Origin of the sequence: Streptococcus sp. 3109, assembly GCF_013276905.1 — a bacterium.
Lineage (GTDB): Bacteria > Bacillota > Bacilli > Lactobacillales > Streptococcaceae > Streptococcus.
On record NZ_VMLY01000003.1, the window covers coordinates 46104 to 72611 of the forward strand.

General features: G+C 38.9%; 24 protein-coding genes and 1 riboswitch. All 24 genes read right to left on the reverse strand.

The window, feature by feature from the left end:
• Window positions 1–52: 52 nt before the first annotated feature.
• The 24 genes from HT698_RS01990 to HT698_RS02105 all read right to left on the reverse strand — a co-directional run bounded on the left by HT698_RS01990 (window position 53) and on the right by HT698_RS02105 (window position 26456).
• Window positions 53–2497: an RICH domain-containing protein gene (locus HT698_RS01990; protein ID WP_112444696.1), complete on the reverse strand. Its 2445-nt coding sequence runs from the start codon at window positions 2495–2497 to the stop codon at window positions 53–55.
• A gap of 76 nt (window positions 2498–2573) precedes the next feature.
• Window positions 2574–3101: an isoprenylcysteine carboxyl methyltransferase family protein gene (locus tag HT698_RS01995; RefSeq protein WP_173218774.1), complete on the reverse strand. Its 528-nt coding sequence runs from the start codon at window positions 3099–3101 to the stop codon at window positions 2574–2576.
• A gap of 167 nt (window positions 3102–3268) precedes the next feature.
• Complete coding sequence (locus HT698_RS02000) at window positions 3269–4612, reverse strand: HAMP domain-containing sensor histidine kinase (protein WP_061438579.1); 1344 nt, start codon at window positions 4610–4612, stop codon at window positions 3269–3271.
• Window positions 4609–5262, reverse strand: coding sequence for a two-component system response regulator RR06 (gene rr06, locus HT698_RS02005; RefSeq protein ID WP_050112022.1), 654 nt, complete (start codon window positions 5260–5262; stop codon window positions 4609–4611). Before rr06 ends, HT698_RS02000 begins: the two co-directional genes overlap by 4 nt.
• Window positions 5263–5785: 523 nt before the next feature.
• The gene (locus HT698_RS02010; RefSeq protein WP_173218772.1) at window positions 5786–8218 is read right to left on the reverse strand and encodes an ATP-dependent Clp protease ATP-binding subunit; all 2433 of its coding nucleotides are present in this window, start codon (window positions 8216–8218) and stop codon (window positions 5786–5788) included.
• 1 nt (window position 8219) lies between these two features.
• Window positions 8220–8678: a CtsR family transcriptional regulator gene (locus HT698_RS02015; RefSeq protein ID WP_112444684.1), complete on the reverse strand. Its 459-nt coding sequence runs from the start codon at window positions 8676–8678 to the stop codon at window positions 8220–8222.
• A gap of 118 nt (window positions 8679–8796) precedes the next feature.
• On the reverse strand, window positions 8797–9525 hold the full coding sequence (locus HT698_RS02020; RefSeq protein ID WP_000136220.1) for an ABC transporter ATP-binding protein: 729 nt from the start codon (window positions 9523–9525) through the stop codon (window positions 8797–8799).
• Window positions 9525–10532: an ABC transporter substrate-binding protein gene (locus HT698_RS02025; protein WP_112444682.1), complete on the reverse strand. Its 1008-nt coding sequence runs from the start codon at window positions 10530–10532 to the stop codon at window positions 9525–9527. The genes HT698_RS02020 and HT698_RS02025 overlap by 1 nt, the downstream gene beginning before the upstream one ends.
• A gap of 38 nt (window positions 10533–10570) precedes the next feature.
• The gene (locus tag HT698_RS02030; protein WP_166736901.1) at window positions 10571–11329 is read right to left on the reverse strand and encodes an ABC transporter permease; all 759 of its coding nucleotides are present in this window, start codon (window positions 11327–11329) and stop codon (window positions 10571–10573) included.
• Complete coding sequence (locus HT698_RS02035) at window positions 11292–11582, reverse strand: thiamine-binding protein (RefSeq protein WP_049513323.1); 291 nt, start codon at window positions 11580–11582, stop codon at window positions 11292–11294. The genes HT698_RS02030 and HT698_RS02035 overlap by 38 nt, the downstream gene beginning before the upstream one ends.
• A 68-nt stretch (window positions 11583–11650) precedes the next feature.
• Window positions 11651–11753, reverse strand: a riboswitch (TPP riboswitch).
• Between the two features lie 82 nt (window positions 11754–11835).
• On the reverse strand, window positions 11836–12954 hold the full coding sequence (gene cbpD / locus HT698_RS02040; protein WP_112444678.1) for a choline binding-anchored murein hydrolase CbpD: 1119 nt from the start codon (window positions 12952–12954) through the stop codon (window positions 11836–11838).
• Between the two features lie 87 nt (window positions 12955–13041).
• Complete coding sequence (locus tag HT698_RS02045; RefSeq protein WP_000128619.1) at window positions 13042–13308, reverse strand: Veg family protein; 267 nt, start codon at window positions 13306–13308, stop codon at window positions 13042–13044.
• 1 nt (window position 13309) lies between these two features.
• Window positions 13310–14662: a replicative DNA helicase gene (gene dnaB, locus HT698_RS02050; protein WP_112444677.1), complete on the reverse strand. Its 1353-nt coding sequence runs from the start codon at window positions 14660–14662 to the stop codon at window positions 13310–13312.
• 43 nt (window positions 14663–14705) lie between these two features.
• Window positions 14706–15158 carry a 50S ribosomal protein L9 gene (gene rplI / locus HT698_RS02055; protein WP_000864214.1) on the reverse strand — a complete coding sequence of 151 codons (453 nt, stop codon included), beginning with the start codon at window positions 15156–15158 and terminating at the stop codon, window positions 14706–14708.
• Window positions 15155–17128, reverse strand: coding sequence for a DHH family phosphoesterase (locus HT698_RS02060; RefSeq protein WP_173218770.1), 1974 nt, complete (start codon window positions 17126–17128; stop codon window positions 15155–15157). Before HT698_RS02060 ends, rplI begins: the two co-directional genes overlap by 4 nt.
• A 203-nt stretch (window positions 17129–17331) precedes the next feature.
• Window positions 17332–18270, reverse strand: coding sequence for a DUF561 domain-containing protein (locus HT698_RS02065; protein ID WP_050242825.1), 939 nt, complete (start codon window positions 18268–18270; stop codon window positions 17332–17334).
• A gap of 105 nt (window positions 18271–18375) precedes the next feature.
• A complete protein-coding gene (locus HT698_RS02070; protein ID WP_050242826.1) occupies window positions 18376–19293 on the reverse strand; it encodes an MBL fold metallo-hydrolase in 918 nt (305 codons plus the stop codon).
• A 3-nt stretch (window positions 19294–19296) separates the two neighbouring features.
• Window positions 19297–20409 (reverse strand): acyl-CoA dehydrogenase family protein, encoded by a 1113-nt coding sequence (locus HT698_RS02075; protein ID WP_173218768.1) that lies wholly within the window; start codon window positions 20407–20409, stop codon window positions 19297–19299.
• Window positions 20410–20424: 15 nt separating this feature from the next.
• Entirely contained in the window at window positions 20425–21333 is a 909-nt protein-coding gene (locus tag HT698_RS02080; protein ID WP_173218767.1) for a LysR substrate-binding domain-containing protein, read from the reverse strand.
• Between the two features lie 297 nt (window positions 21334–21630).
• Window positions 21631–22284: a 3-oxoacid CoA-transferase subunit B gene (locus tag HT698_RS02085; protein ID WP_050242829.1), complete on the reverse strand. Its 654-nt coding sequence runs from the start codon at window positions 22282–22284 to the stop codon at window positions 21631–21633.
• Window position 22285: 1 nt separating this feature from the next.
• Window positions 22286–23008 (reverse strand): 3-oxoacid CoA-transferase subunit A, encoded by a 723-nt coding sequence (locus HT698_RS02090; RefSeq protein WP_050242830.1) that lies wholly within the window; start codon window positions 23006–23008, stop codon window positions 22286–22288.
• Window positions 23009–23024: 16 nt separating this feature from the next.
• Window positions 23025–23804 (reverse strand): enoyl-CoA hydratase-related protein, encoded by a 780-nt coding sequence (locus HT698_RS02095; RefSeq protein ID WP_050242831.1) that lies wholly within the window; start codon window positions 23802–23804, stop codon window positions 23025–23027.
• A gap of 610 nt (window positions 23805–24414) precedes the next feature.
• On the reverse strand, window positions 24415–25593 hold the full coding sequence (locus HT698_RS02100; RefSeq protein ID WP_050242832.1) for an acetyl-CoA C-acetyltransferase: 1179 nt from the start codon (window positions 25591–25593) through the stop codon (window positions 24415–24417).
• 17 nt (window positions 25594–25610) lie between these two features.
• Window positions 25611–26456 carry a 3-hydroxybutyryl-CoA dehydrogenase gene (locus HT698_RS02105; RefSeq protein ID WP_050242833.1) on the reverse strand — a complete coding sequence of 282 codons (846 nt, stop codon included), beginning with the start codon at window positions 26454–26456 and terminating at the stop codon, window positions 25611–25613.
• Window positions 26457–26508 lie beyond the last annotated feature (52 nt).

Genomic DNA, 26508 nt, shown 5'->3' on the forward strand with positions numbered 1-26508 from the left:
AAGTTTACGGGTTTTTCTTGGATTTATATAAGCAATCAATGTCTATATGAAATTAGTCATTCTCCGTCTTTTTTCCTTTTAATAGATAAACACCTACTAGAGATATTAGACCTAAGAATTCCATAAGCAACGTTGACATTGTTCCAGTTGATGGGAGTGCTTGCTTATCTTTTTTATCTGAATTTGAACGATTTTCACTCATTTGATTTGCTTTATCAGCAAGAAGAACCATTTCCTTATCATCAGATTGAGTTTTTCCTTCCCTATTTTCCTCTGGCTCAGTAGCCATTTGTTTTTTAGGAAGTGTTTTAATCGCAAACAAGCTGAAATGACTCGTTTTGAAAACGACTTGCCCATTTTCAACTGTTGATGGGAGCAACTCCAACTCTCCATTTTCTTTCACATGGTAAACTTGAATCTCAGACTCAATATTACCAATTGCAAGACGAACTACTCTCTCTCCATTGACATGGGTTTCTTTTCCATCTTTTAAAAGGGAAATATCAAATATGCGCACTGCTCCTTGCCCTGTTTGACGGATAACATTATCAATCATTTCTTTTGTTGTTACCTCTTTAAGATTGACAGAGTCTGCTTCTGTAGCAGTTTCAAACATAACAGTAATCTTGGTATTTCCATTTTGAGTTGTAAATACCTTTTGAACAGTAGATGTCGGTTGAGATGAGAGAGTAGGAGAAAGACTGTTAGATCTTGTAGGAGATGAAGAATTTGTCTCGTTTCCTGATGGTTTACTTGGGGTAGATGGTTCTACTTCTTGCTCTTTTTCTGGAGATTTTGGTTTAGTGGAAGCACTAGAACTTCCTGAAGAGCTAGTGGAACCGGAGTGACTTCCTGTGGTTGAACCTGATGGGTTCTGCTCTTTTTCAGCAGGTTTGCTTGGAGCAGGTCGCTCTGGTTTTTCTGGAGATTTTGGTTTAGTGGAAGCACTAGAACTTCCTGAAGAGCTGGTGGAACCGGAGTGACTTCCTGCAGTGCTTCCTGATGGATTCTGCTCCTTTTCCGCAGGTTTGCTTGGAGTAGGTTCCTCTGGTTTTTCTGGAGATTTTGGTTTAGTGGAAGCACTAGAACTTCCTGAAGAGCTGGTGGAACCGGAGTGACTTCCTGCAGTGCTTCCTGACGGGGTCTGCTCTTTTTCAGCAGGTTTGCTTGGAGCAGGTTCTTCTGGTTTTTCTGGAGTTTCTGGTTTAGTGGAGGATCCTGAATTTGACGAAGAAGATAAGCCCTTTTTAAAGTTAGACAAAGCTTCATCTAGTTTTGATTGACTTTCTGTAACCAGATTCTGTAGTTGGGCTTTTTGGGTTGATTCATCTAATTTATGCAAATACGTTTTTTCAATATCTTTTAGCTTTTTAATTAGCTCTACAGTATTGATATGTTGCTCTTTTTCTAAATTTTTCTTGATATCATCCAATAAACCTGTTAGATGTTTAGTGACCGCTTCCTTTGCCTTATTTCGCTCTAAGCTGATTTCTCTATTTTGATGAGTAGCTATCAGTTCATCAATTGCCTGTTTAGATTTTTCTATCAGAGCTTTCAATTCTTCTTTACTCGAAGCACTCTCAAATTGCGTACTATATTCGGATAAAGTCTTTTGAGACGCCAACAAGAGGTCTCCAAACCAAAAAGCAGCTGGATTTAATTTTGTTAAACGACTTTTTCTATAATTATCCAAAGTTGTTTTAGCTGTTTCTTTAGCTTCTTTAAGATTTGTCTCCGTAGTTTTTTCAGTAGAAACTATATTTCCTCCTTGATTTTCTACTTTTGGTGGAGTTGGATTATTATGTTCTTTTCCAGAAGGTGAATCAGAATCTAATCCTTGATTCGCAGGCTTAGTCGTATCACCTCTACCATTAGAAGAATTAGAATTTCCTGATGGTTTACTTTGTTGATTTGATAAACTATTCTTAAAGTCCTCTACCAACTTATCTAGCTTATTTTTACCCTCTTGTTCTAACCTTTTTATAGCTTGGCTATCAATACCTTCATCAAATCTTCGTTTATATTCTTCTACAATATCCTTAGCTTCTTGAATAAGCTTGTCAAACTGAGGATCTTTTTCATCAACCAATTTTTCAAGTCCTATTAAAATCTGATCTAAATACTTAGGAAACTCAGTTTTAGCTTTTTCAACTACTTCATCATGTTCTTTATTACGTATTTCCAAACTTTCTTGATGAAAGTTATTCGCTATCTCATCTAGTACTGAATAGTCCATCTCCTGTTCAATCCGCTTTCTGTACTCAGCTTTTTTATCTTCAGGTAAAGCTGTCTCTCCCAACTCTTTTATCAACTGCTGTCTATATTCCTTCAACCTATCTTGCCCACTAGATGTAACCGTGGGGGTATTCCCACCACCAACCCCTTCTGCATGGACTACTCCTCCTAAGAACAGACTAGCAACCACTACACTAGCTACTCCAATACTAAATTTACGAATTGAATAACGTACTTTTCTTTCACTTTTTGATGCAAACATAATTATTTCCTCCAATATTTTTCTTAACACTACTATATCATTTCAATATGAACTGTATATGAATTGAATCTTGTATTTATCTCTTTATACTTCCATTTGGGATTATAACTTCATGTAATAACTTTTCCTCTTCAGCTATTCGTCGATACAAAATAACTGCATAAACTGGAAAAACTAAAACAAAAGTCATATAGGCATGACTCAGCAAGGTCAAGCCAATCAACTCAGGAAGGATATTTAAAAAGTAATTGGGATGTTTTACTGTCCTAAATAAGACATGATCCACAAACTTATGATTCGGTGCTAACATCAACTTGACTGTCCAAATATCCCCAAGCAGATGAATAACAAGTAGCAACATCAACATAGAAAATATCAGGAGCACCAAACCCACAACACTCATCATATTGAAAGACGGTCGATAGACTAGGGCTTCCATAAAACAAGCCAGATAAAAAACAATATGAAACAAGGTAAGACGTTTGGTATTTTTAATGCCAAATTCTCGCCCGCCATCCCTACGAAGCCGTTTTTCATTTTCAATTGATTTCTTTAGGAACAACAAGCGAATTAAAAATACACAGATAATGATTATTGCTATCATCACAATCCCCTTTCTTTACCACTACTGTAACATCTCTATGTTAACCCAATATGAATTGAAAAAGAAAAAGAACGAAAACTGATTCCGTTCTTTGATTTACTCTATCACTACCATTCAAACTATACTTCTTCAAATCATCCTCAAGTAAGAAAAGAGTCTTACTAAAGCTAACTATCTGGTAACAAGCAGATTTTAAATTCCATCCCTTGTTCATAAGGCAAGAAACTATAGGACATACGATGACTTTCTAAGATATTCTTAACAATATAAAGACCCAATCCTGATCCTGTTTCTCTGTCTGTTACAATTTGTGAATGGTAAAAAATATCAAATAAATGTTCTAACTCTTCCTGATTCAAAGGAGCACATGTATTCCTAATAGAAAGATAACCATCTTGCTCAGAAATAGTCACAATGCCAGATTGATCTGAGTACTTAATAGCATTACTGATAAGATTTGTCAAGACTTTATCCAAAGCCTTCAAGCTCATCCTTACTTTTGTATCAGTAGTCAACTGATTATCAATCACAAGATTTTTAGAAAATGCCAATTCCTGGTATCGAGACAAAACATCTGTCAAAACGGTATTTACCATTAAAATCTCACTGCACTCTGTCCATTCTTGAAATTTAGAAGATTCCAACACTTCCTCTAGCAAGAAACTCATCTGATCTATTTTATCAATACTCTTTTCAAGATACTTAGGATGATCCTTATAATCCCCCACATTGTATTGCATATTTTCTAAGATAATCCTGAGAGTAGCTAGAGGTGTCTTTAATTCATGCGATGCTCCACGGACAAAGGAAACCTTTTGATTTTGCAATTTTACAATTTGCTCATTGCGATTTTCCAACTCATGAATAACCTTCAACAAGTGCTCATACACACCATTAATCTGTTTTCCAACTTCACCAACTTCATCTTTTCTGCTTTCATCAAAACGAATATTGTCATCCAAATCTTGCATCTTACTAGTCACTTCTGAAATGTAAAAAAGAGGATTGAGCAAGCGTTTCGTATAAAAATAAGAAAAAACAAAGGAAAAAGCAATTGTAACCAAAAATGTATAGGGGAGATACAAAAGCAAAATATTCTTTGCTTCTTTGTAGATATCCACTCCCTGCACAAACTGCACCGTTACCTGTTTACCATCTGCTGTACTAACAGGCTTATCTAACATTACGATATAATTTGATAGCTCTCCATCTTTAATATCTAAGTCATGCACAAGAGGGAGCCGCTTATCTAAGATATCTCTTTTAAGGTGAGCAGATATAGTCAAGGACTTTGAATAAGACTGGAGTAAGCTTGGAATTTCATCAGCTGTCTTAGTCTTTAAATACTCCGTAAACACTCTTGCACTCTCATTAAACTTTTCCCCCTCCAATTGAATATAATAAAAAGGAAAGGTCAAATAAATAGCTATATGAATGACTAGACCAACACCACCTAGAATTGCAAAACTTCTTAAAAAAGACTTGGTTAATAATTTAGGATTTTTTATCATAAGCTAATCTTATACCCAACATTTTTCACAGTCACAATGCAATCTAAAGCTAATTTTTTGCGAAGAGTACGAATATAGACATCAACGACCCTATCACAAGGTAAATCAGCTACATCTTTTGAAATTTCTTCCAATATCTGCTCTCTACTTAAAACTTGATTTTTATGTTGAATCAAACACTTTAGTACCAATAATTCCTTTGGTTTGAGATCAATTTCTTCATTTTTATAATGTGCTTTGTAAGAGGTAAAATCCACTGTTGCATCCTGATATTGCCAAAGATCCTCTATGACGTAGTAACGTCTGATAAGCGCTTTAATACGCTTGGCAAGCAGTACCAAAGAAAAAGGCTTTGTCACATGATCATCAGCATAGAGATCAAATACCTGTGACTGAGTAGTTTCATCTCCTAGAGCACTCAAGACGATGACAGGAATATCGTGCTCTTGATTGATTTCTTTTAACACTTCAAAACCACTCTTCCTAGGCATCATTAAATCCAGTACCATGAGATGGATAGGGAGATCCTGAAATTTTTCCAAGGCCTCTTGTCCATCCTTAGCCATAATGACGTGATAACCCTCTTCTGTCAGAAATGCTGCAATTCCTTCTCTAATCATTTCCTCGTCATCTGCAACTAAAATGTTCATCTTTCTCCCTTTCTACTACCGGAACTTCACACATCTATTCCCTGTATGTTATTTGAAAATTTCCTACCAGCCTATCATCTATGATAATGGAATGGATTTCATTTATCCGCTACTTGTTGTCAACAACAACGTCAATACAAGAAAATCATTCATCTTGCAGCTTAGTTTGATTTTTCAAATACCAGCTAGAACGGATTTGACAGGCAAAAAAGAAACAGGTCTCTTTTGAAAGGATAAAAATTTCAGATAAGACTGCTCTTTTTCTACTACACACGCTCTAAGACAAATACGATGGAGGGTAATAAACATATGAATTTTGGGTTGAATAGTGAAAACCACGGATCCTTTAGAAGCTATAGGTTTTAGTTTCATACTCTTCGAAAATCTCTTCAAACCACGTCAGCTCTATCTGCAACCTCAAAACAGTGTTTTGAGCAACCTGCGGCTAGCTTCCTAATTTGCTCTTTGATTTTCATTAAGTATCACTCCACTATGAGTTATGGTCGCTGATACTTTTATTCTTTTATGCAATATCAAATTTTAACCGGCCTGCTTTAACACCAATCTTAAGTGTGCTACCTGCCTCTAATTCTCCCTTGAGAAGAAGTTCTGCCAACTTGTCCTCCACTTCTGTTTGCAGGATTCTGCGAAGTGGACGAGCTCCCATCTCTGGGTCATATCCTTGATTTGCCAACAATTTCAGTGCTGAAGCTTGTAATTTCAAATCAATGCCTTTTTCAGCCAAACTTGCCACTAAAGGTTTAACCATAATCTTCACCACTTCCTGCATATGGTCGCTAGACAGGCTATGGAAGACCACCTTTTCATCAATGCGGTTGATGAATTCCGGTCTATAAGCCTTTTTCAGCTCTTCGAACATGCGTTTCTCCATATTCTCCTGGTCAAAACGAATGTCCTTAGCCCCAAATCCGACAGTCTTGTCATCACGAAGGGCTGTCGCACCAAGGTTTGACGTCATGATAATAATGGTATTTGAAAAGTCAACCTTGCGGCCCTTGCTATCGGTCAAGACACCGTCATCCAAGACCTGCAAGAGAACATTAAAGATATCTGGGTGGGCCTTCTCTACCTCGTCAAAAAGGAGAACGGAATAGGGTTTGTTGCGAACCTTCTCGGTCAACTCCCCACCTTCTTCATAACCCACATAACCCGGAGGAGCTCCGTTGAGACGGCTGGCTGCGAATTTCTCCATATATTCACTCATATCAAATCGAATAAGGGCTGATTCGTCGTCAAAAAGAACTTCTGCCAAAGCCTTGGCTAATTCAGTTTTTCCGACACCCGTAGGCCCTAGGAACATAAAGGAGCCAATCGGACGCTTGTGACTGCGAATCCCTGACTGGTTGCGGCGAATGGCACGGCTAATGCTTGAAACAGCTTGATCTTGACCAATGACACGTTTGTGTAGTTCAGCTTCCAGATTCAGGTATTTCTTAGCATCAGTCTGAGTCAGTTTTTGGACTGGAATACCTGACAAGCGACTCAAGGTGGTCAAAATATCAGACTCTGTCACCAAGTCTTTGTAAACAAGCACTTCCTCTTCTTTTGCAATTAGCTGAGCTGCCTGTTTCCACTTACCATCCATCAAGGCCTTGTCAGCTGGACTCAAACCTGAATCGTCTGCTTTTACATGCTTTGCCTTATTTTGCACTGTTGCTGCTGCCTCATCCAAGAGATCGATAGCAGAGTCTGGCAAGTGACGACTAGTCAAGTAACGATGAGCCATCTTAACCGCTGTTTCAACCGCTTCATCTGTGATTTGCACACGGTGATGTTTCTCATAAGTCGCCTTCAAGCCTTGCAAAATGGTCATGCTGTCTGCTACACTTGGCTCTTCAATCGTTACTTTAGCGAAACGACGAGAAAGGGCCGCATCTTTTTCGATATGTTTTTGATATTCTTCCTGAGTAGTCGCACCAACAGTTCTCAAAGTTCCACGCGCCAAGGCTGGCTTCAAGATATTAGCCGCATCCAGGGTCGAATCAATCCCGCTCCCAGAACCCATGATGGTGTGGAGTTCGTCGATAAAGAGGATTACTTGCCCATCTTCTTCAATATCCTTGATGATATTGTTCATGCGCTCTTCAAAGTCACCACGGAAACGTGTCCCTGCAACGACATTCATCAAATCCAGCTCTAACACGCTCATCTTAGCCATTTCCACAGGCACATCCCCACTAGCAATACGCTGGGCAAGACCAAGCGCTAGAGCTGTCTTCCCGACACCAGCATCCCCAACCAAGACAGGATTATTCTTGGTCTTTCGACTCAAGATTTGAATCATACGCGAGATTTCCTTATCCCGACCGATGACTGGTTCTAACTTGCCAGAACGCGCTTGCTCTGTCAAATCATGCGTATAGTCCTCGAGACCACCACTCGGAGTCTGCGGCATGCCCATCATATTGGCCATAGAATTTTGCTTGTCAGCTACTGTACGATGGCGTTGGCGTAGAGCCTTGAGGTCTTCACGAGTCCAGCCTGCACGTTCTTCTAAATTTCGACGAAGGGCAGCAATCTTGACCTGATCTTTCTTGTCTTCATAAGAAAAACCAGCCCTCTCCAAGATACGAGTCGCCAAGGCATTGCCATCATGCAAAATCGCATAGAGGACGTGCTCTGTCCCTAGCACCTTAGCATGGACCACTGACGCTACATACTCTGCTTCATCAAAAAGGACCTGCAAGCGATGGGAGAACGGCAATTCCGTAAAGGTTTCATCCTGGCTATAGTCCGTTTCAGTCAGTTCCAAAGCGACCTCTTCTAAACGGTCCATCTCATATGGATAATCATTTAAAGTCGCCCCTGCCACACTATAACTGTGATTGGACATGGCAATCAACAAGTGCCAAGACTCTAGATAATGAGCTCCAAAATGGCCAGCAACCATGTAGGCACTTTCGATACATTCATTCAATGCTTTTGAATAGTTCATCTTACTTCCCTTTTCTATCTACCTCTTGTATGACCTGTCGTAGCATGTTTGCTCGAACAACTGGAGCTTCTTCTCCTAGAACACGATCCAAAGCTACTGATACTAGCAAATTCATCTCCTGCTTGGTCATCAATTCCTGCTCAACCAAAAGCTGTAGAATATCCTCATAAATTTCTTGACTGACCTGCTCACCAATTGAGTAAAGCAGCTCCCTGAGCATTTCATGATGACTAGAAAACTCAATCCGTCCTATACGAATATAGCCTCCGCCACCACGCTTACTTTCAACCAAGTAGCCTCTACTTTCGGTAAAGCGTGTCTTGATCACATAGTTAATCTGACTAGGGACAACCTGAAAGGTATCAGCCAACTGACTCCGTTGCAACTCCACAATACCAGATTGATCTAAAATCGCCTTGATGTAGGCCTCAATATGATCCGATGTATTTTTAAATCTCATTACAAACCCACCTCTCTCTTTAAACCTTGACTATCTTTGACTATTATACCGAAATTTTCTTATTTTTAAAAGAAAAAGGGCGTTGGTAAAGGATAATCTTCACCAACTCCCTATTTTTCTACTTATCTAAGCCTAATTCTGCCAAGATTTGACGTTTGTAGGCAATCTTTTGGACTTCCTTGTCCTCATCTTCAGACCAATCTAGTTTAATTTCTGAAACAATCTGCCCAGGGCGATTTTTCAAGATATAGATGCGGTCGCTGAGACTGAGGGCCTCCTCGATACTATGCGTGATAATCAGGGTCGTCAGCTGCAACTGCTTGTGAATCTCAAGGTACCAAGCGTGGAGTTCCATCTTGGTCATCTCATCCAAGGCGCTAAAGGCCTCATCTAAGAGAAAGAGCTTGTGCCCGAAAAGGTAGGTTCGGAGTAAGGCTACACGCTGGCGCATCCCACCACTAAGTTCATGAGGGTATTTATCTCTTACAGCTGTCAACTGGAAGGTCGCAAGAATTTCATCTGCGCGGGCAATGGCTTCCGCCTTATCCACCTTTTGAATCAAGAGGGGCAGAATAATATTACCAAGCACCGTCTTATGCTCCAAGAGCAAATCCTTTTGCAACATATAACTCACGCGCCCCTTGGGATTTTCTTCACCATCAAGGACAATTCTCCCTGACTGAACTTCTAAAATCCCAGCGATTAGGTTAAAGAGGGTGGTCTTCCCTACACCACTTGGACCTAGAATGGAAACCACTTCACCTGAAGTTACCTGTAGGTTGATATCCTCTAAAATCCTCTCCTGACCATAGGCATAACTGACGTGTTCTAGTCTTATTTCTGTCATTATTTCACAAATTCGTTGGTGAAGCCTTTGTCTGTCAAGTCTTCTTTGAGGATACCATTTTCTTTATCCCATTTGTAGAAGGCATTCCAGCGAGCTGCATCAAATTGACCCCATTTTTCCTTGTCGCTTGCGTATTCTTTTGACAAGTATTTTTGAGATTCGATGACAAAGTCACGTTTTTCTTTGAGCTCAGGAGCATTCTTGATGAGAATATCTGCAGCTTCTTCTGGATGCTCCATAGCGTATTGGTAGCCTTTTTTGATGGCTTGGATGACTTTACGAGCTTCTTCTTTATTATCTTTCAGATAGTCGTTGTTTGCGATGATAACTGGTGAGTAGTAGTCAAATTCTTTAACGTAGTCTTTCAAGTACATGAAATTAGCATCTACACCTTGAGATTTGGCAAGGATACCATCCCATCCATAGTAGATCCAAGCAGCATCAAAGACGCCATTGGCAATCGGTGTGATCGAGTTTGAGTCGTTGTTTGGTACTTTTTCGACCTTCTCAAAATCTCCGCCTTGTGATTCTACCAAGGTTTTCAACATAGCAAGTTCAGTTGGGTCATTCCAAGTTCCGTATTTCTTACCAACCAAGTCCTTTGGACTAGCTACATTATCAGATTTTCGAGAGATAATTCCAGATGTATTGTGTTCTACGATAGCTGCAACGGCAGTAATTCCTGCCCCTTTTTCCAATTTTTTAGCCATGTAGTCTTGGAAATAAACTGCAAATGGTGCCTTTCCGTTGATAACCAAGTCAGAAGAACTTTCTTCTGGTGGCAATTTCAAATCAACATCCACTCCAGCTTCTTTGAAATAACCTTTTTCCTTGGCAACATAAAGCCCTGTGTGGTTGGTATTTGGTGTCCAGTCTAGGATAAAGTCAACCTTCTTAAGTTCTGCTTCTTTGTTGTCCTTAGAAGCAGTTCCTTGACCACAGGCCACAAGCACAACAGCTACAAGAGCTGTTACAAGCGTTAAAAACACTTTCCATGTTTTCTTCATTTTGATTTCCTCTTTTCTTTTTCAGAAACATTCTTATTCTACGAACGTTTCCATTTAATAACATATTTTTCACTAATATCGACCAACTTCATACCCAGAAGACTGATAATCGATACCAGAATAATAATAGCAAACATGGTATCATACTGAAACAGTTTCTTGGACTGAATCATGTAGACACCTAGTCCTTCAAATCCTCCCAACCACTCAGATACCACGGTTGTGATAAAGGCATAGGAGACACTGACCCTCAGACCTGCATAAAAGTAAGGCAGACTGACTGGAATTTTAAAATGCCACAGGATTTGCCAAGGCTTGGCCCGCATCAGACTAAACAAGGTCAACATATCCTTGTCACAATGCCTAAAACCGTCCAAAATACTAACGATGATAGGAAAAGTTGTCGTCAAAATAATCAAGACAATCTTGGGCAGAATCCCATAACCTAGCCACAAGACCAAGATAGGAGCTATAGCAATGGTCGGAATGGTCTGAACGACCACCATCATAGGGTAAATCAAGTCATTGAGCCAAGTCAAACTGTCCATGAGCACAGCCATGAGACAGGCAATCAAGACTCCCAAAATTAGACCTAGCAAAGCCACTCTCAAGGTCGCCCAGCTATGGTACCAGAGAAATTCTCTATCACGAACAAAGGCCTGAAGAATTTCAAAAGGTGTCGGCAGGATAAACTTGGGGAGAAGTTTAAGAAAACCTGCTAACTGCCAGATTGACAAGACCCCCAGAAAGCCCAATAGACTAATGTGTCGTCTCAGTATACTTTTCAAGTTTCTCATCAATACTTAAAATCTCTCCTACATTTATTTTGACATTGGCAAAGACATTATCTGCCTCCTGCCCTGCCACTTCCAGCGCTTCTTTGAGAATGCGCATGAGCTCATCAAACTCCCCTTCCAAGACCGTTTCAAATGGTGTCACCACTATGGTCACTTCTTGAGCTTGTAGATAAGCAATGACTTGATCGATAACAGCAATCCGATCAATCCCCTGTGCTAGGGGTAAAACTTGCAAGGCGATGCTTGCTTTCATAAAAACCTCCTCTTCTCGTTTTCCTTTGACAAAAAGAAAAACCTTTACCATATATGGAAAAGGTCAAGAATAGACTAAGTATCGTTCCCTCCGCTGGCATTACCCAGATCAGGTGCGGTCGAAGTTTAACACTTCCTCTCAGACTGTACACAGACTCCCATATATTATATGGATATATGATAGCGCAAATTAAGAAAAATGTCAAGGAAACTGCTTACAGAAAAGAGCAGGAAACATTTCCTACTCCAATTTTCTATACTCGTTCTCCATCACTGTTTACTCTGTAGCCATCCACCGCCGTATTAACAGCTAAGACACCTGAAGAGTAAGAATAATACCACTTACCAGAAACTTGATACCAGCCTGTTTTCATTGCCCCTGAACTATCCAGATAATACCACGAGCCATTTTCCTTTAACCAGCCTGTCTGCATTTCACCAGATGATTTCAAATAATACCAGCTAGAACCATCTTTCAACCATCCCGTTGATTTAGACCCATTTGATTTAAAATGATACCAACTACCATTTATTTTCTTCCAACCGACAGTCGATCCATTATTTGAGCTATAATTAGAGCTATTCCCTGATTGGTTCTGATAATTTTGTGAAGAAGTCACTCCCTCTAGCTGGATATAACGACGACTTCCGTTATAAGCTGTATAACTCAACCACTTGTATCCATCTTTTTCGAGAATTTGATCATAATGAACCTTCTCCCCAGGATAATAGTAATCAATCGCAGTTGCGCTAGCTAGTGGCTGATTTTTGATAGCAGACTTAGACTTGAAATAATGTGTTCCTCCTGTTGAAACTGAGGTTTGACTATTCCCAACACTGCCACCAGCTAAATCTTTAAAATGAATAAATCCTGTCATCGTATTTGCTTTTATAATTCGTTTATTATAGGCTTCTGTATAACCATAGTTATATTCCTCGATCTCAATCTGATCTCCCATTACATTTGACACCCAGGCAACATGCCCATAAGTTCCTGCAGTAGACCAAGCAATAGAGCCAATCGCTGGTCTATTATCGACACGATAACCTTCACGACGAGCACGATAGCCCCATTCATTCGCATTTCCATAAGCCCTTGGAATCTCAAAACCATTGACATTACTCAAACGAAAGGCTGCAAAAGAAGTACACTGACGAGAATACATGCGCCACTGATCAATCTCCTGGCTCCCATTTTTATAATAAACAGGATAATCATCTCCACGCGCAATCGATCCATTTCCTCCAGAATAGGCATATACACTATCACTCGCTGCTAACATCAATCCTACTACTAAAAAAGGAACAACCTTTTTAGCTGATTTTCTGAAAGAAAACCTTGTCTCTGTTACTTTAAACGGTAAAATTTTCATTCTTCCTCCTTGAAAATAATATAAATCGAAGATTACCTTCACTTAAACTATTCGGAGAAAAAAGAAAAAGTGAGAAAATTTCTCACTTTAGTCCAGATAATGAATTAGATTTTTTTCTGTAAGGATATCTGAGTAAGTAAAGGATTCAACGTAAACATTAGCCTGTTTATCTCCTTCCACATTCCCAAATTCCACAATAAATAGGGATGGATAAACTTCAATTAACTTACCCAATCTATTTTTTTGACGCTTACGCCCATTTTCCAAGGTCATTTCAATTACATGACCCTCATGTGCCTTGATTTCCTCTTTGATTTTTTTCATCTTAGCTACATCTGTAAATGCATCTGTCATTTTATGCCTCCCTTTTTGAGATACTTGAAAATTTATTGTATTCTTTTTGGAAAATCAATTCCACTGTTCCACGAGCTCCACTACGGTTTTTCTCGATAATAACTTCCACCTTATTATTTGGGATACCGTCCTCTTCTTCACCACCACGCTCATAGTAATCGTCACGATAGAGAAAAGCTACGATATCAGCATCTTGCTCAATAGACCCAGATTCACGAATATCAGACAAGACTGGTCTTTTATCCTGACGTTGTTCTACACCACGAGAAAGCTGACTTAGAGCAATTACTGGAACTTTCAGTTCTTTTGCTAGGATTTTCAACTGACGTGAAATTTCTGAAACTTCTTGTTGGCGGTTTTCTCGCCCAGTTCCCGTGATAAGCTGCAAGTAATCTATCAAAATCAAACCAAGATTACCCGTTTCTTGAGCAAGTTTGCGTGAGCGAGAACGAATTTCCGTGATTCGAATCCCTGGCGTATCATCGATATAGATACTCGCGTTGGCTAGATTCCCTTGAGCAATGGTATACTTTTGCCATTCCTCATCAGTCAATTGCCCCGTACGGATAGAATGGGATTCCACCAAACCTTCTGCCGCCAACATACGATCCACTAGACTTTCCGCACCCATTTCCAGTGAAAAAATAGCAACCGTTTTGTCCAACTTGGTCCCAATATTCTGAGCAATATTCAAGGCAAAGGCTGTCTTACCAACCGCCGGACGAGCTGCTAAGATAATCAACTCCTCCTCATGAAGACCAGTCGTCATATGATCTAAATCACGATAGCCTGTCGCAATACCTGTAATATCAGTCGTTTGCTGCGAGCGAGCTTCCAGATTTCCAAAGTTGATATTCAACACATCTCGAATGTTCTTAAATCCACTTCGATTAGCATTTTCACTGACATCAATCAGGCCTTTTTCTGCCTGAGCAATGATTTCATCAGCTGGTTGCGAAGCCTCGTAAGCTTGATTGACAGACTCTGTCAACTTGGAGATTAATCGCCGTAGCATTGCTTTTTCTGCAACAATCTTAGCATAGTACTCCGCATTAGCAGAAGTTGGCACAGAATTGACAATCTCAACCAAGTAAGACAAGCCACCAATATTCTGTAAATCACCTTGATTATCAAGAATGGTACGAACCGTTGTTGCATCTATAGCATCGCCACGATCGGATAAATCAACCATAGCTTGGAAAATCAAACGATGGGCATACTTAAAAAAGTCCCGAGACTCAATATATTCTCGCACAAAAACAAGTTTACTCTCATCAATAAAGATAGCCCCCAAAACAGATTGCTCAGCTAAGATATCTTGAGGTTGTACTCGTAACTCTTCTACTTCTGCCATCAGACTTCCCTTCCTTTTACAATCTTGTCAAGAAGGTGTAAACTTATCCTTCTTTCACACGAAGATTGATTACACTTGTGATATCTTGATAGATTTTCACTGGCACATCAATCAAACCAACCGCTCGAATCGGAGCTTGTACTTGAATATGACGTTTATCAATCTTAATTCCAAATTGCTTTTGCAATTCTTCTGCAATCTTCTTATTGGTAATAGAACCAAAGGTACGACCATCTGGACCAACTTTTTCAACAAATTCTACAACCGTTTCTTCTGCTTCAAGTTGGGCTTTAATTGCTTTTGCTTCTGCAATCATCTCAGCGTGAGCTTTCTCTTCGGATTTTTGTTTACCACGAAGTTCACCTACAGCTTGAGCAGTCGCTTCTTTTGCTAGGTTCTTTTTGATAAGAAAGTTTTGCGCATACCCTGTTGGTACTTCCTTAATTTCGCCTTTTTTACCTTTTCCTTTAACATCTGCTAAAAAGATTACTTTCATTCTTCTTTCTCCTTTTCCTTTATTTCATTTAATACAATTTCTGTCAGTTTTTCACCTGCTTCCGACAAGGTTAAATCCTTAATTTGAGCTGCTGCCAAATTAAAGTGACCTCCACCGCCTAACTCTTCCATAATCCGTTGTACATTCAGTTTACTACGACTTCGAGCTGAGATAGAGATAAATCCTTGTGTATTTTTCGCAAGAACAAAACTCGCTTCAATACCTGACATAGCTAACATGGCATCTGCTGCCTTACTAATAACAACTGTATCATAGCATTTCGTGTCCTTAGCCTCTGCTATTAGTACATCTGAACCTAATTTACGCCCCTGTAAAATCAGTTCATTGACCTCACGATATTCTTCAAAATCTGTCGCAGCGATTTCTTGGATAGCAATACTATCACTTCCTCTCGTTCTGAGATAGCTAGCAACATCAAATGTCCGACTAGTCACTCGTGAGGTGAAATTTTTAGTATCCAGCATCATACCAGCCATCAAGACACTTGCTTGCATACGACTCAAACGATTTTTCTTAGAATTCTGGAACTGAATCAATTCCGTTACCAACTCACTGGCACTGCTTGCACCACTTTCGATATAAGTGATGACTGCATTATCTGGAAAATCCTGATCCCTTCTATGGTGGTCAATAACGATGGTCTGTGTAAACAAATCATAAAATTCTTTTGATAATGTTAAGGCTGTCTTTGAATGGTCTACAAGAATCAACAAAGAACGATTGGTCACCATCCCCATTGCATCCTTAACAGACAACAACTTCGTAACTCCTTCTTTTTCTAAGAATGAAACAGCACGTTCAATATCTGGAGACATTTGTTCTTCATCATAAAGAGCATAGCTATTTTCAATCACATTGCTGGCGAACAACTGCATACCTACAGCAGAGCCCAAGGCATCCATATCTAAATTTCTATGCCCAACTACAAACACTTGATCCACACTACGAATCTTATCAGATATGGCTGTCATCATTGATCGAGTACGGGTACGAGTGCGCTTGATGGACGCAGCCGACCCACCGCCAAAGTAGACTGGATTTTTCGTTTCATCATTCTCCTTGACAACCACCTGGTCGCCACCACGTACTTCAGCCAAGTTCAAGTTGAGCAAAGCAACTTTCCCTATTTCATCATGATTTCCATCGCCATAAGAAAATCCCATACTTAAGGTCAAGGGCAACTGTCTCTGTTTCGACTCTTCTCTGAAAGCATCAATAACAGAAAATTTATCATTCATCAAGCCCTCAAGCACCGTGTAGTCAGTAAATAGATAAAATCGATCCATACTTACCCGACGAGAAAACATCATGTATTTTTCTGAAAACTCTGATATAAAATTAGCTACAAAACTATTGATTTGACTAATATCTGACTCAGAAGTTGCATCCTCCAAATCATCATAATTATCCACAGATACAATTCCAATCACTGGTCGACTCGTTACTAACTCATCTGTTATGGCTTGCTCCCTGGATACATCTACAAAATACAAAACACCGGAAGAAGCATCCATATGAACAGCATAACGCTTCTCACCCAGTTTGGCATAAGTAGACGGATTTCCTACTGAAGCCTTGATAATCGTTTGAACAGCTTCCAAATCAAAATCGCCATCTTCCTTGGTCAAAATCAATTCAGCATAGGGATTAAACCACTCAACCTCTCCAGAAGATAAATTCAATTTCATAACACCTACAGGCATCTGTTCCAATAGAGATGTCAAACTTTCTTCCGCTTGGTGGTTTACATACTGTATCTGTTCTACATCACTCCTTGTATAATGCACTCTCAGTTTCTTAAATAAAAAAACATAGCCTCCTACAAAAAGAAACAAAATTAAAAGCGTCAACAGATTATTATTAACAAAAATAATGAAAGTGGATAAGACTCCAAACGCAATCAATCCTACTAGAATAGGAAAAATTGGACTTACATAAAATTTTTTCATTCCAAACCTCTTGGCACCCATTATACCATAATAACCCTCAAAAAGCGACTTTTAAAGAAGTTTATGGCTATTAGCATTAACAGTTTAGCTGTGAGTTTATACATTCAGTCTCTATTTCTTCTTGATTTGAACATAAAAAATAGAGGAAGAAGTAGTCATCCTCTATTTTCTTCATTAACGATAGTTTCTTTAACTAAAAGAGACTATTCTCCAACTTCTATCTGAAGACCTTTCAATCTTTCTTGAGCTTGGCTTACAATAGACTCTATAATAAACTTACAAGGTTTGATTTCTTTGACTAACCCCGCAATCTGACCACTCATCATTGAACCATTTTCTGTATCTCCTTCATAAACCGCTTTAGAAAGAGATCCGATAGTAATTTCCTCTAATTCCTCACGGTTAGTTCCTTTTTGCTCTAATTCAATATAATGATCAGTCATGGCATTTCGGATGCAACGAACTGGTGCCCCAGCAATCCGTCCAGTAACAGCAGTTGCCGTGTCATTTGCCTCCAAAACTGCTTCTTTGTACTCTGTAGCAATCGGACACTCATCTGAAGCTAGAAAAACAGTTCCCATCTGTACACCTGCTGCTCCTAAAGCAATGGCTGCAGCTAGCCCTCTACCATCCGCAATTCCTCCTGCTGCGATAACAGGAATCGTAACAGCATCTACAATTTGCGGGATAAGAGCCATAGTATTACTTTCTCCGATGTGACCACCTGCTTCTGAACCTTCTGCAATAACAGCATCAACTCCGAGTTCTTGCATTTTTTGAGCATGTTTCACACTAGCAATAACTGGAATAACCTTAATTCCAGCTTCCTTCAAATAAGGCATGACATGTTTTGGTGTTCCCGCCCCAGTTGTAACAACAGGTACTTTTTCTTCGATAATAACTGTAACAATATCTTTGATATTCTTCATCATCAACATAATATTGACACCAAAAGGCTTATCTGTCAACTTTCTTAACTCACGAATTTCTTCACGTAACTGTTCTCCAGTCATCCCACCGGAGGCAATAATTCCCAATCCCCCAGCTTCTGATACAGCTGCAGCTAATTGATAATGAGAAATTTGAGCCATAGCTCCTTGAAAAATTGGATATTTAATTTGTAAAAGTTTTGTAATAGACATGTGAATACTCCTTTATTTTCTGTTGCTTCTTGTTGGCGTATGGGTAGTCATCCCACCTGATCCAAGTCAACAAGAAAATGAAATCATTTGTCTCCTTATATACGACTATCCTAAAAAAATTGGTTTGCGATCTTGCCTATCTGTAAAAGGAATTATTGGAGGTCGAGAGCGTGGCACATAATCTACAAATTCTTTACCTTCTTTATCAAACTGGGCGACTGCTAAAAATTGATCATGATAAAAGAAAAATTTATAGTCATTTTCAAAAGCTTGACGGAGCCACTTCTCTTTTGCCAAGATTGATTTCATAGGGTAATCATCCACTGCAGGAACCCACAGAGAATTCCGATGAACATGTGTCAACATCAAATCTCCCATATGAATCATCGTATCCTTTCCTTGTTTCAATAGAATAATACTATGACCATTACTATGACCACTCGTACGAATCATTTGAATTTCTGGAATCACATTAATGTATTCTGAAAAAGTTGTTACTTGCTTTTCAATTGGTTCCCAGTTTTCTCTAAGATAAGTGCCTTTTGTCCGATTATTAGGATTTCGCATTTCATACCATTCGACATCGTTTACAATGATTTTTGCTTTGGGATACTTGGATACCAAGTCTCCAGAGACATCCCTATAGGTCAAACCACCTGAATGATCATGATGCATATGAGTCATGAGAACAACATCAATCTGACTAGTAGTCAATCCTAAGAGTTCCAAACTCTCCTCAACCCTGCTCTCTGATAAAATACCTAAATTTCGTCTTTGTTTTTCTGATAATTTAGCTGTATCAAAACTAGTATCAATAAGGTAATTTTTCTCCTTATATTGAATCAAAATTGGATCTGTTAGCTCAGCCATCATATTATCCTCATTGGTTGGATAATAGCGCGACCATACAACTTTAGGAACAGGGCCAAAAAGTGTTCCTGCATCAGTTAATTTATCTGCACCACGTAGCCAAGTCAACTTCATATCATGGAACTGGTATTCCTGTAGTGTGAGATTTGTCATTCTTTACTCCTTTAGCCACTGACAGGCAATTCGCTTGCGAATCGAATCTCCTGATTTACCATACATTTCAAGCGTTTTAGCATCTTTTAAATACCGGTCAATGGGAATATCTTCCACAGTATGCAGAGGGCTCATCAACCGAATAATATCCTCAGAAATCTCCAAGGCAACTTTTGTTGTATAAAGTTTAATCTGACATACAAACAAAAGTGCATCTCTCATGTTATCTTGATACGAATTAAAATACGCTTTTGCTGAACACAATTTTGTATACAAGTCTGCAAACTGATACTGATAAACAGTTGCATCTAGTAAACGCTTGCCAAACCCACGTTTAACTTTCACAAAAGACAATCCTTTTTCAAATGCACCTTCAGCAACTCCGAGGGAGACTGCACTAAGACCAAGCTGTAATTTTTGAAGAATATCATTCAATTGTTCAGCACCTGATAAGCTCAAACCCAATAATCTGTCTTGCGTCAGAAGCACATTGTCAAAGGCAACAGAACTGATGGGTAACCCCTTTAGACCTGGTTTGCTAATGTCATCACCAATAACAACACCTGGATCTCTTGTATCGACTATGAAAAAACCAAAAGAATCTTTTCCCCCATCTGCTTCTATCTTCGCAAGTATCAATAAAATATCAGCAAATCGACAATTAGACACAATTGATTTTTCACCTGATAAACGCCAACCAGTAGCTGTTTTCGCAGCAGTAGTTTCAATTACTGACAAACTTTCCATGGATTTTCCTTCAGAGAATCCCAAGCCTACTAATCTCTCACCTTTTACTAATGATTCAAGATAGTGAGACTGCTGGTCTATGGTTCCAAAACGCATAAAAGGGTAGATTCCATAGTAAGCTTGAGTCAATAAAATTGTAGAAAATGCTGGAAAATACTTTGCAATCAGACGAATAAGAGTTAGAAAAGGTACAGTCGACCCATCAAGCTGACTATCTACACAAGAGGAAAAAATATTATATTTATCAATAAATTTAGAGAGTAACTCTTTCGGAAATTGATTTTCATCCTCCCTGTTCCTCAAATAGGGTAAAAGTAAATTCCGTAACTCTGCATCCAGTTCATGCTCCAAGGCATTATTATCAATCATCATCTTCACCTCAATTTAATTATCAGCAACAGGTTGGTAATAATCCCTCAATAGCTCTTCGTAAACATATGATTCAACCTCACTATAGGAAGGTTTATATGGTCTACAAAACCAAATATTAAATGGAATCGAATCTTTAAAAGTCACTGCTTTAAAGCGACTACTATCTACTAGATGGCTAATCGGTTTAGGTAAAATCGCGATTAAGTCCGTTTGGTAAGTTGACTCAACCAAAAAGTCCCATGTAGAGGAAAGATAAGCAAATTTAGGAGAAATTCCCTGTGAAGCGAATTTTTCAGTAACCAAATCATAAGTAGTAAAGGACTTATTAAAGGTTGCTATCTCATAGTCAGATATATCTGACCATTCCAGCAATCCTTTATCTGAAAGTGGATGATTTTTATCCATATAAGCAACATACTCATCCAGTTGGATAATATGCTGATCAAACTTCTTTGTATCCAACAAAGTAGGCTCAATCAAAAATGCTAGGCTCAAATCTCCTTCCGTCATTTTTTGACGAATTTCTTTTCCCCCTCCTTCTGTCACTTGTATATGGATATGAGGGTTATTTTTGAAAAATTGTGGAAGCAAACTAGCAAAATACACATGTAAAATCAAGGATGGAATTCCAAGGTTTATTGTCCCTTTTTGTTTTTGCGCTTCACTATGAATCATGGAAAGCATTTCTTCATGACGATTCACAATCTCAGTAGCAAACCGATAAATCTTTCTTCCAGCTCCAGTGAGACTTTCTAATCTCCCATTTTTTCTATGAAATAACTGAACCCCTTCAGTCGCTTCAAAATTTGTTACAAACTGACTTAAGGCAGACTGACTGATGTGGATTTTTTTCGCAGCAACGGAAAGATTACATCCACATTCTATAATATTGATAAAATAATTCATTTGAATAATATCCACTGGCCAATCACCTCTCTTTCCTTCGCTACTATAGATACTATCTTTTTCACCAAACTTATACGCAAACAGGAAACTCTAAACTAACACAAGCTCAGTTCTATCTCCGTTATTTATACAAGCTACCCAATAATTAAATCTTATAGCAAATCATATAATTTAGAAATCTTTCAACCTCTTTTCATTAGGTATAGTCTGTTAGATAACTATTGCACTCTCATTTATAAATCGCTTACAAAAGTTATCAATATATATCATACCACACTATGAAAAAAATATCTTCCTACCGATTGCTCATTATCAAATAGGCATGATTTTCAAATCATCTGAAACAATAACATCTCCGTCTGTCTTTTCAAGGACTTCCTCTAAAGTCACACCAGGAGCTAATTCCTTCAATAAGAATTTACCATCTTGGATTCCAAAAACAGCTAAATCAGTAATAATCAAATCCAATACTCCTTTAGCTGACAAAGGAAGGGTACACTCTTTCAACAATTTTGATTGACCATCCCCTGTCGTATGTTGAATCGCACCAATAACACGTTTTGCTCCAACAAGTAAGTCCATAGCACCACCCATACCTGGGGCAAACTTACCTGGAATAATCCAGTTTGCGATACTACCGTCTTGGCTCACTTCAAGTGCACCTAATACTGTAGCATCCACATGACCTCCACGAATAATCGCAAAAGATGTTTGCAAATCAAACAAGGCGGCTCCTGGCAACAAGGTGATTGGGGCACCTCCCGAATTTGCCAAGTTTGCATTGTATCCATCTTTGGTAGGGGTTTCCCCAAAACGAAGAGCTCCATTTTCTGCTTGAAGAATGACATTAACTCCCTCAGGGATATAATCGGCAGATGCATTTGGAATACCAAATCCCAGATTCACAACATCCCCATCTTTAAACTCAAGCGCCACACGTCTTGCAATAATTTCTTTTGCCTTCATTTTAGTTTACCCCCGCAAGTTTCTTAGTCTCTGTCCACAAATCACCCATCATTTTATGATGCTCTTCTGGAGACAATCCCTGAACAACATAATCGACAAGGATACCTGGGATGTAAATATCATTAGGATCAATTTCTCCCACTTCTAACAACTCATTAGTTTCTACAATGACTGTATTAGCTGCCAAAGCTAGCTGAAGTGAAATATTTTTTGTCGTACCGTCCAAGTATAAGTTCCCATACTTGTCTGCCTTCGTAGCCTTAATCAAAGCTACATCAATCTTCAATGGATCATAAATTAAATATTCTTTTCCATTGCGAGTAACCTTCTCCTGATCTTTTTCCAAAATAGTACCTACACCTGTTGGTGTCAATACTGCTCCTAGACCAGCTCCAGCTGCATGTAATCGTTCAACAACAGTTCCCATTGGAGTAAATTCAACTTCCATATTTCCACTGAAATACTCGTGTTGAGCTGCTGCAGACGTTCCTACGTGAGCTGCAATGTATTTTTTAACTTGGTGATTTTCACAAAGACGCCCCACACCGACTTCCTTACCAGGTTGAGATGTTACGACTGATACCAATGTCAAATCTTGCTGGTTTTGAGAAACCAATTCTTCAATCAATTCAAGTGGTTCCCCTACTCCAAGAAAACCTGAAATTCCTACTTTATCTCCTGAGTGAATCAAGGAAATTGCATCCGATAATGTTACAACTTGCATCTTCTATCTCCTCTTTCTATTTACGCTGAAACTCAGCTTTGCGTTTCTCAACAAAAGCGCGCATTCCTTCTACCTTATCTTCTGTTGAGAAGAGGAGAGCTTCAGCTTCTGTTTCTAATCGAATCGCATTTTTCAGTGGGAGTTCTGATCCAACTTGAATAATATGCTTGGCTTTTTCAACTGCCAAAGGAGCGTTTTTCATAATAGAGACTGCCAATTCCTCAGCTGCTGTCAACAATTCCTCGGCTGCCACCAATTTATTCAAGATGCCTAATTCATAGGCTTCTTGACCTTTAACCATTCTAGCAGTAAAAATTAGTTCTTTTGTCTTGCTGGTACCAATTAAGCGAGACATTCTTTGTGTTCCAGCAAATCCTGGAATAATACCTAGGCCTACCTCTGGAAATCCTACAGTGGTCTTTTCGTAACCAATACGAATATCTGTTGATAGAGCTAATTCCAAACCACCTCCTAAAGCATAACCGTTTAGAACTGCAATAGTTGGTTGCGTTAGTTCAGATAGACGGGTAAACGTATCATTAGCATAGGTCATATAATCATGTGCTTGGATAGGAGACATTTGATCCATCTCTTTGATATCCGCTCCTGCAACAAATGCTTTTTCACCTTGTCCAGTTACAATCACAACACGAATATCATCACTTGCTTCAATTTCGTCTAAAACATGATTTAAGTCAGTCAAAACTTCTGAACTTAAAGCATTCAAAGCTGCTGGACGATTTATTGTAAGGTAACCAATCCCATTCTTCTGCTCTAATAAAACTGTTTTACTCATTATTCTGCTCCTACTTAATTTTTTTTGAGTACAGAGTACAGTGTCAACAAATACCGATACCAAATGTAAGAGCTTACATTTTTATGATAACTCATTTAAATCAATCCGTCTACTTAATCTTAGTTTATAATCCTATAAGTACAGCTTATAGTTTAATTTTGCTTCAAATAATCCCCATCAAATGAACGATAGCAATCATATAAATACATATATGACCATTAAAAAATAGTTCATTTCAACAATATCAACTACCTTAAGTCTAGGAAAATATATAGCGAAGTGAATCTGGACTAGTGCAATATCGTTTCTAAACTATTATAAATTGATTTGAATTCAAAAATTAAATTGTTAAATTCTTGTTTCACTTTAATATAGAAGTTACTTCTTAAACGCCTTTTCCTAACAGCTCTACTACAATTCTTATCCAGCAGACTTAGATCTTAATTTAATCTATGTTCCATGACTGCTACTAACTTACACTATCAAAAATACCTTATCACGCAGCATCATGAAGAGCATGCGTGATAAGGTATAAGAATTATCAGTTTCCAAATAAAACTCTATTTAATAATGGTATATTAAAAGAAAGACACACGACATAAATAGTTCATTAGCGTTCAACGATAAGAGCTGTGCCCATACCGCCTCCAATACATAGAGTCGCTAATCCAGTTTTGGCATCGCGCTTCATCATCTCATGTACAAGAGTCACTAGGATACGACAACCTGAAGCCCCGATTGGATGACCAAGAGCAATAGCACCACCGTTAACATTGACAATATCTGTATTGAAACCAAGCGTTTTACCAACCGCACAAGCCTGGGCGGCAAAAGCTTCATTTGACTCAATCAAGTCAAGATCATCAACTGTCAAATTGCCTTTTTCAAGAGCCTTGCGTGTCGCATAAATCGGTCCACATCCCATAATCTTAGGATCCAAACCTGCGCTTGCATAAGAACGAATGCGAGCAATCACTGGAAGTCCTAATTCTTCAGCTTTGTCAGCACTCATGACCAAGACAGCTGCTGCTCCATCATTGATACCAGAAGCATTCCCCGCCGTAACAGAACCGTCTTTTTTGAAAACAGGACGTAACTTAGACAAGCTTTCCAAGCTGGCATCTTTTCTAGGAAATTCGTCTGTATCAAAGACAACCGGATCTCCTTTACGTTGCGGAATGACCACTGGAACAATTTCTTCTTTAAAGCGTCCAGATTCTATAGCTGCCACTGCTCTTTTTTGTGATTCTAAAGCAAGAGCATCTTGATCATCTCTGCTAATACCATATTCTTCAGCCACATTCTCAGCTGTAATCCCCATATGATATTCGTTGAAGGCATCAGACAACCCATCTTTAATCATGGTATCAACAACGTTAGAGTCTCCCATGCGTCCTCCCCAGCGGAAGTTTGGCAATACGTATGGAGCTTGACTCATATTTTCTGCCCCACCAGCTACGATAATATCAGCATCCCCACACTGAATAGCTTGAGCAGCCAATTGTACTGCCTTCAAACCTGAACCACAAACCTTATTGATAGTAAAAGCTGGTGTAAATTCAGGGAGTCCTGCATGAATACTCATTTGGCGAGCCACGTTTTGACCTAAACCTGCGCCTAGGACATTCCCCATGATCACTTCATCTACCTGCTCTGATTTAATATTCGCTTTTTCCAAAACACTCTTAATTACCAAAGAGCCCAATTCGACAGCTGAAATATTCTTCAAGCTTCCTCCAAAGGAACCCAAAGGAGTACGTACCGCCGATACAATAACTACATCTTTCATGACTACCTCCATTTTTTCTAGTAAGTAAAGAACCCTTCTTTTGACTTACGTCCCAATTTTCCAGCCTCTACCATTTTCTTCAAAAGAGGAGCAGGACGGTATTTTTGATCACCAAATCCTTGGTTCAAAACACCCATAATTGCAAGGCAAACATCCAATCCAATCAAATCGGCCAAAGCTAAGGGACCAATAGGATGATTCGCACCTAGTTTCATTGCCTCATCTATTTCTTCAGCACTAGCAACTCCTTCTCCTAAGATATAAATAGCTTCATTGATCATAGGAATCAATACACGGTTTACTACAAATCCATAAGAATCTTTAACATCAACAGGAGTTTTTCCAATTTTCTTTGTAAGTTCACGGATTTCTGCCACTACTTCATCCGAAGTCTGCAAAGCTTTAATCACTTCAACTAATTTCATCACTGGAGCAGGATTAAAAAAGTGCATTCCAATCACACGTTCTTGGTTCTTAGTTGCGGCTGCAATATCTGTGATAGATAGAGAGGAAGTATTTGATGCTAGAATTGTTTTAGAATCTGTGATTTCGTCCAATTGTTTAAATATACTGAGTTTAATATCACGATTTTCAGTCGCAGCCTCGATAACCAATTGTACATTTTTCGCGTCTTCGTATGAAGTAGAAGGAATTAAATTGGCAACCACTTTGTCTTTCTCATCTGCAGATAGACGTCCTTTTTCAACCGAACGTTCCAACTGTTTTGTTATGTTATTCAATCCTCGTTGAACAAATTCTTCTTTAATATCATTCAAATAAACCGTAAATCCAGCTTGAGCAAATACTTGAGCAATACCACTTCCCATCTGACCAGAGCCAATTATCATTACATTTGAGATCATTTTTTCTCCTTTTTATTCTAAGTAAATCACGTTATGAAGCAAGGACGATTGA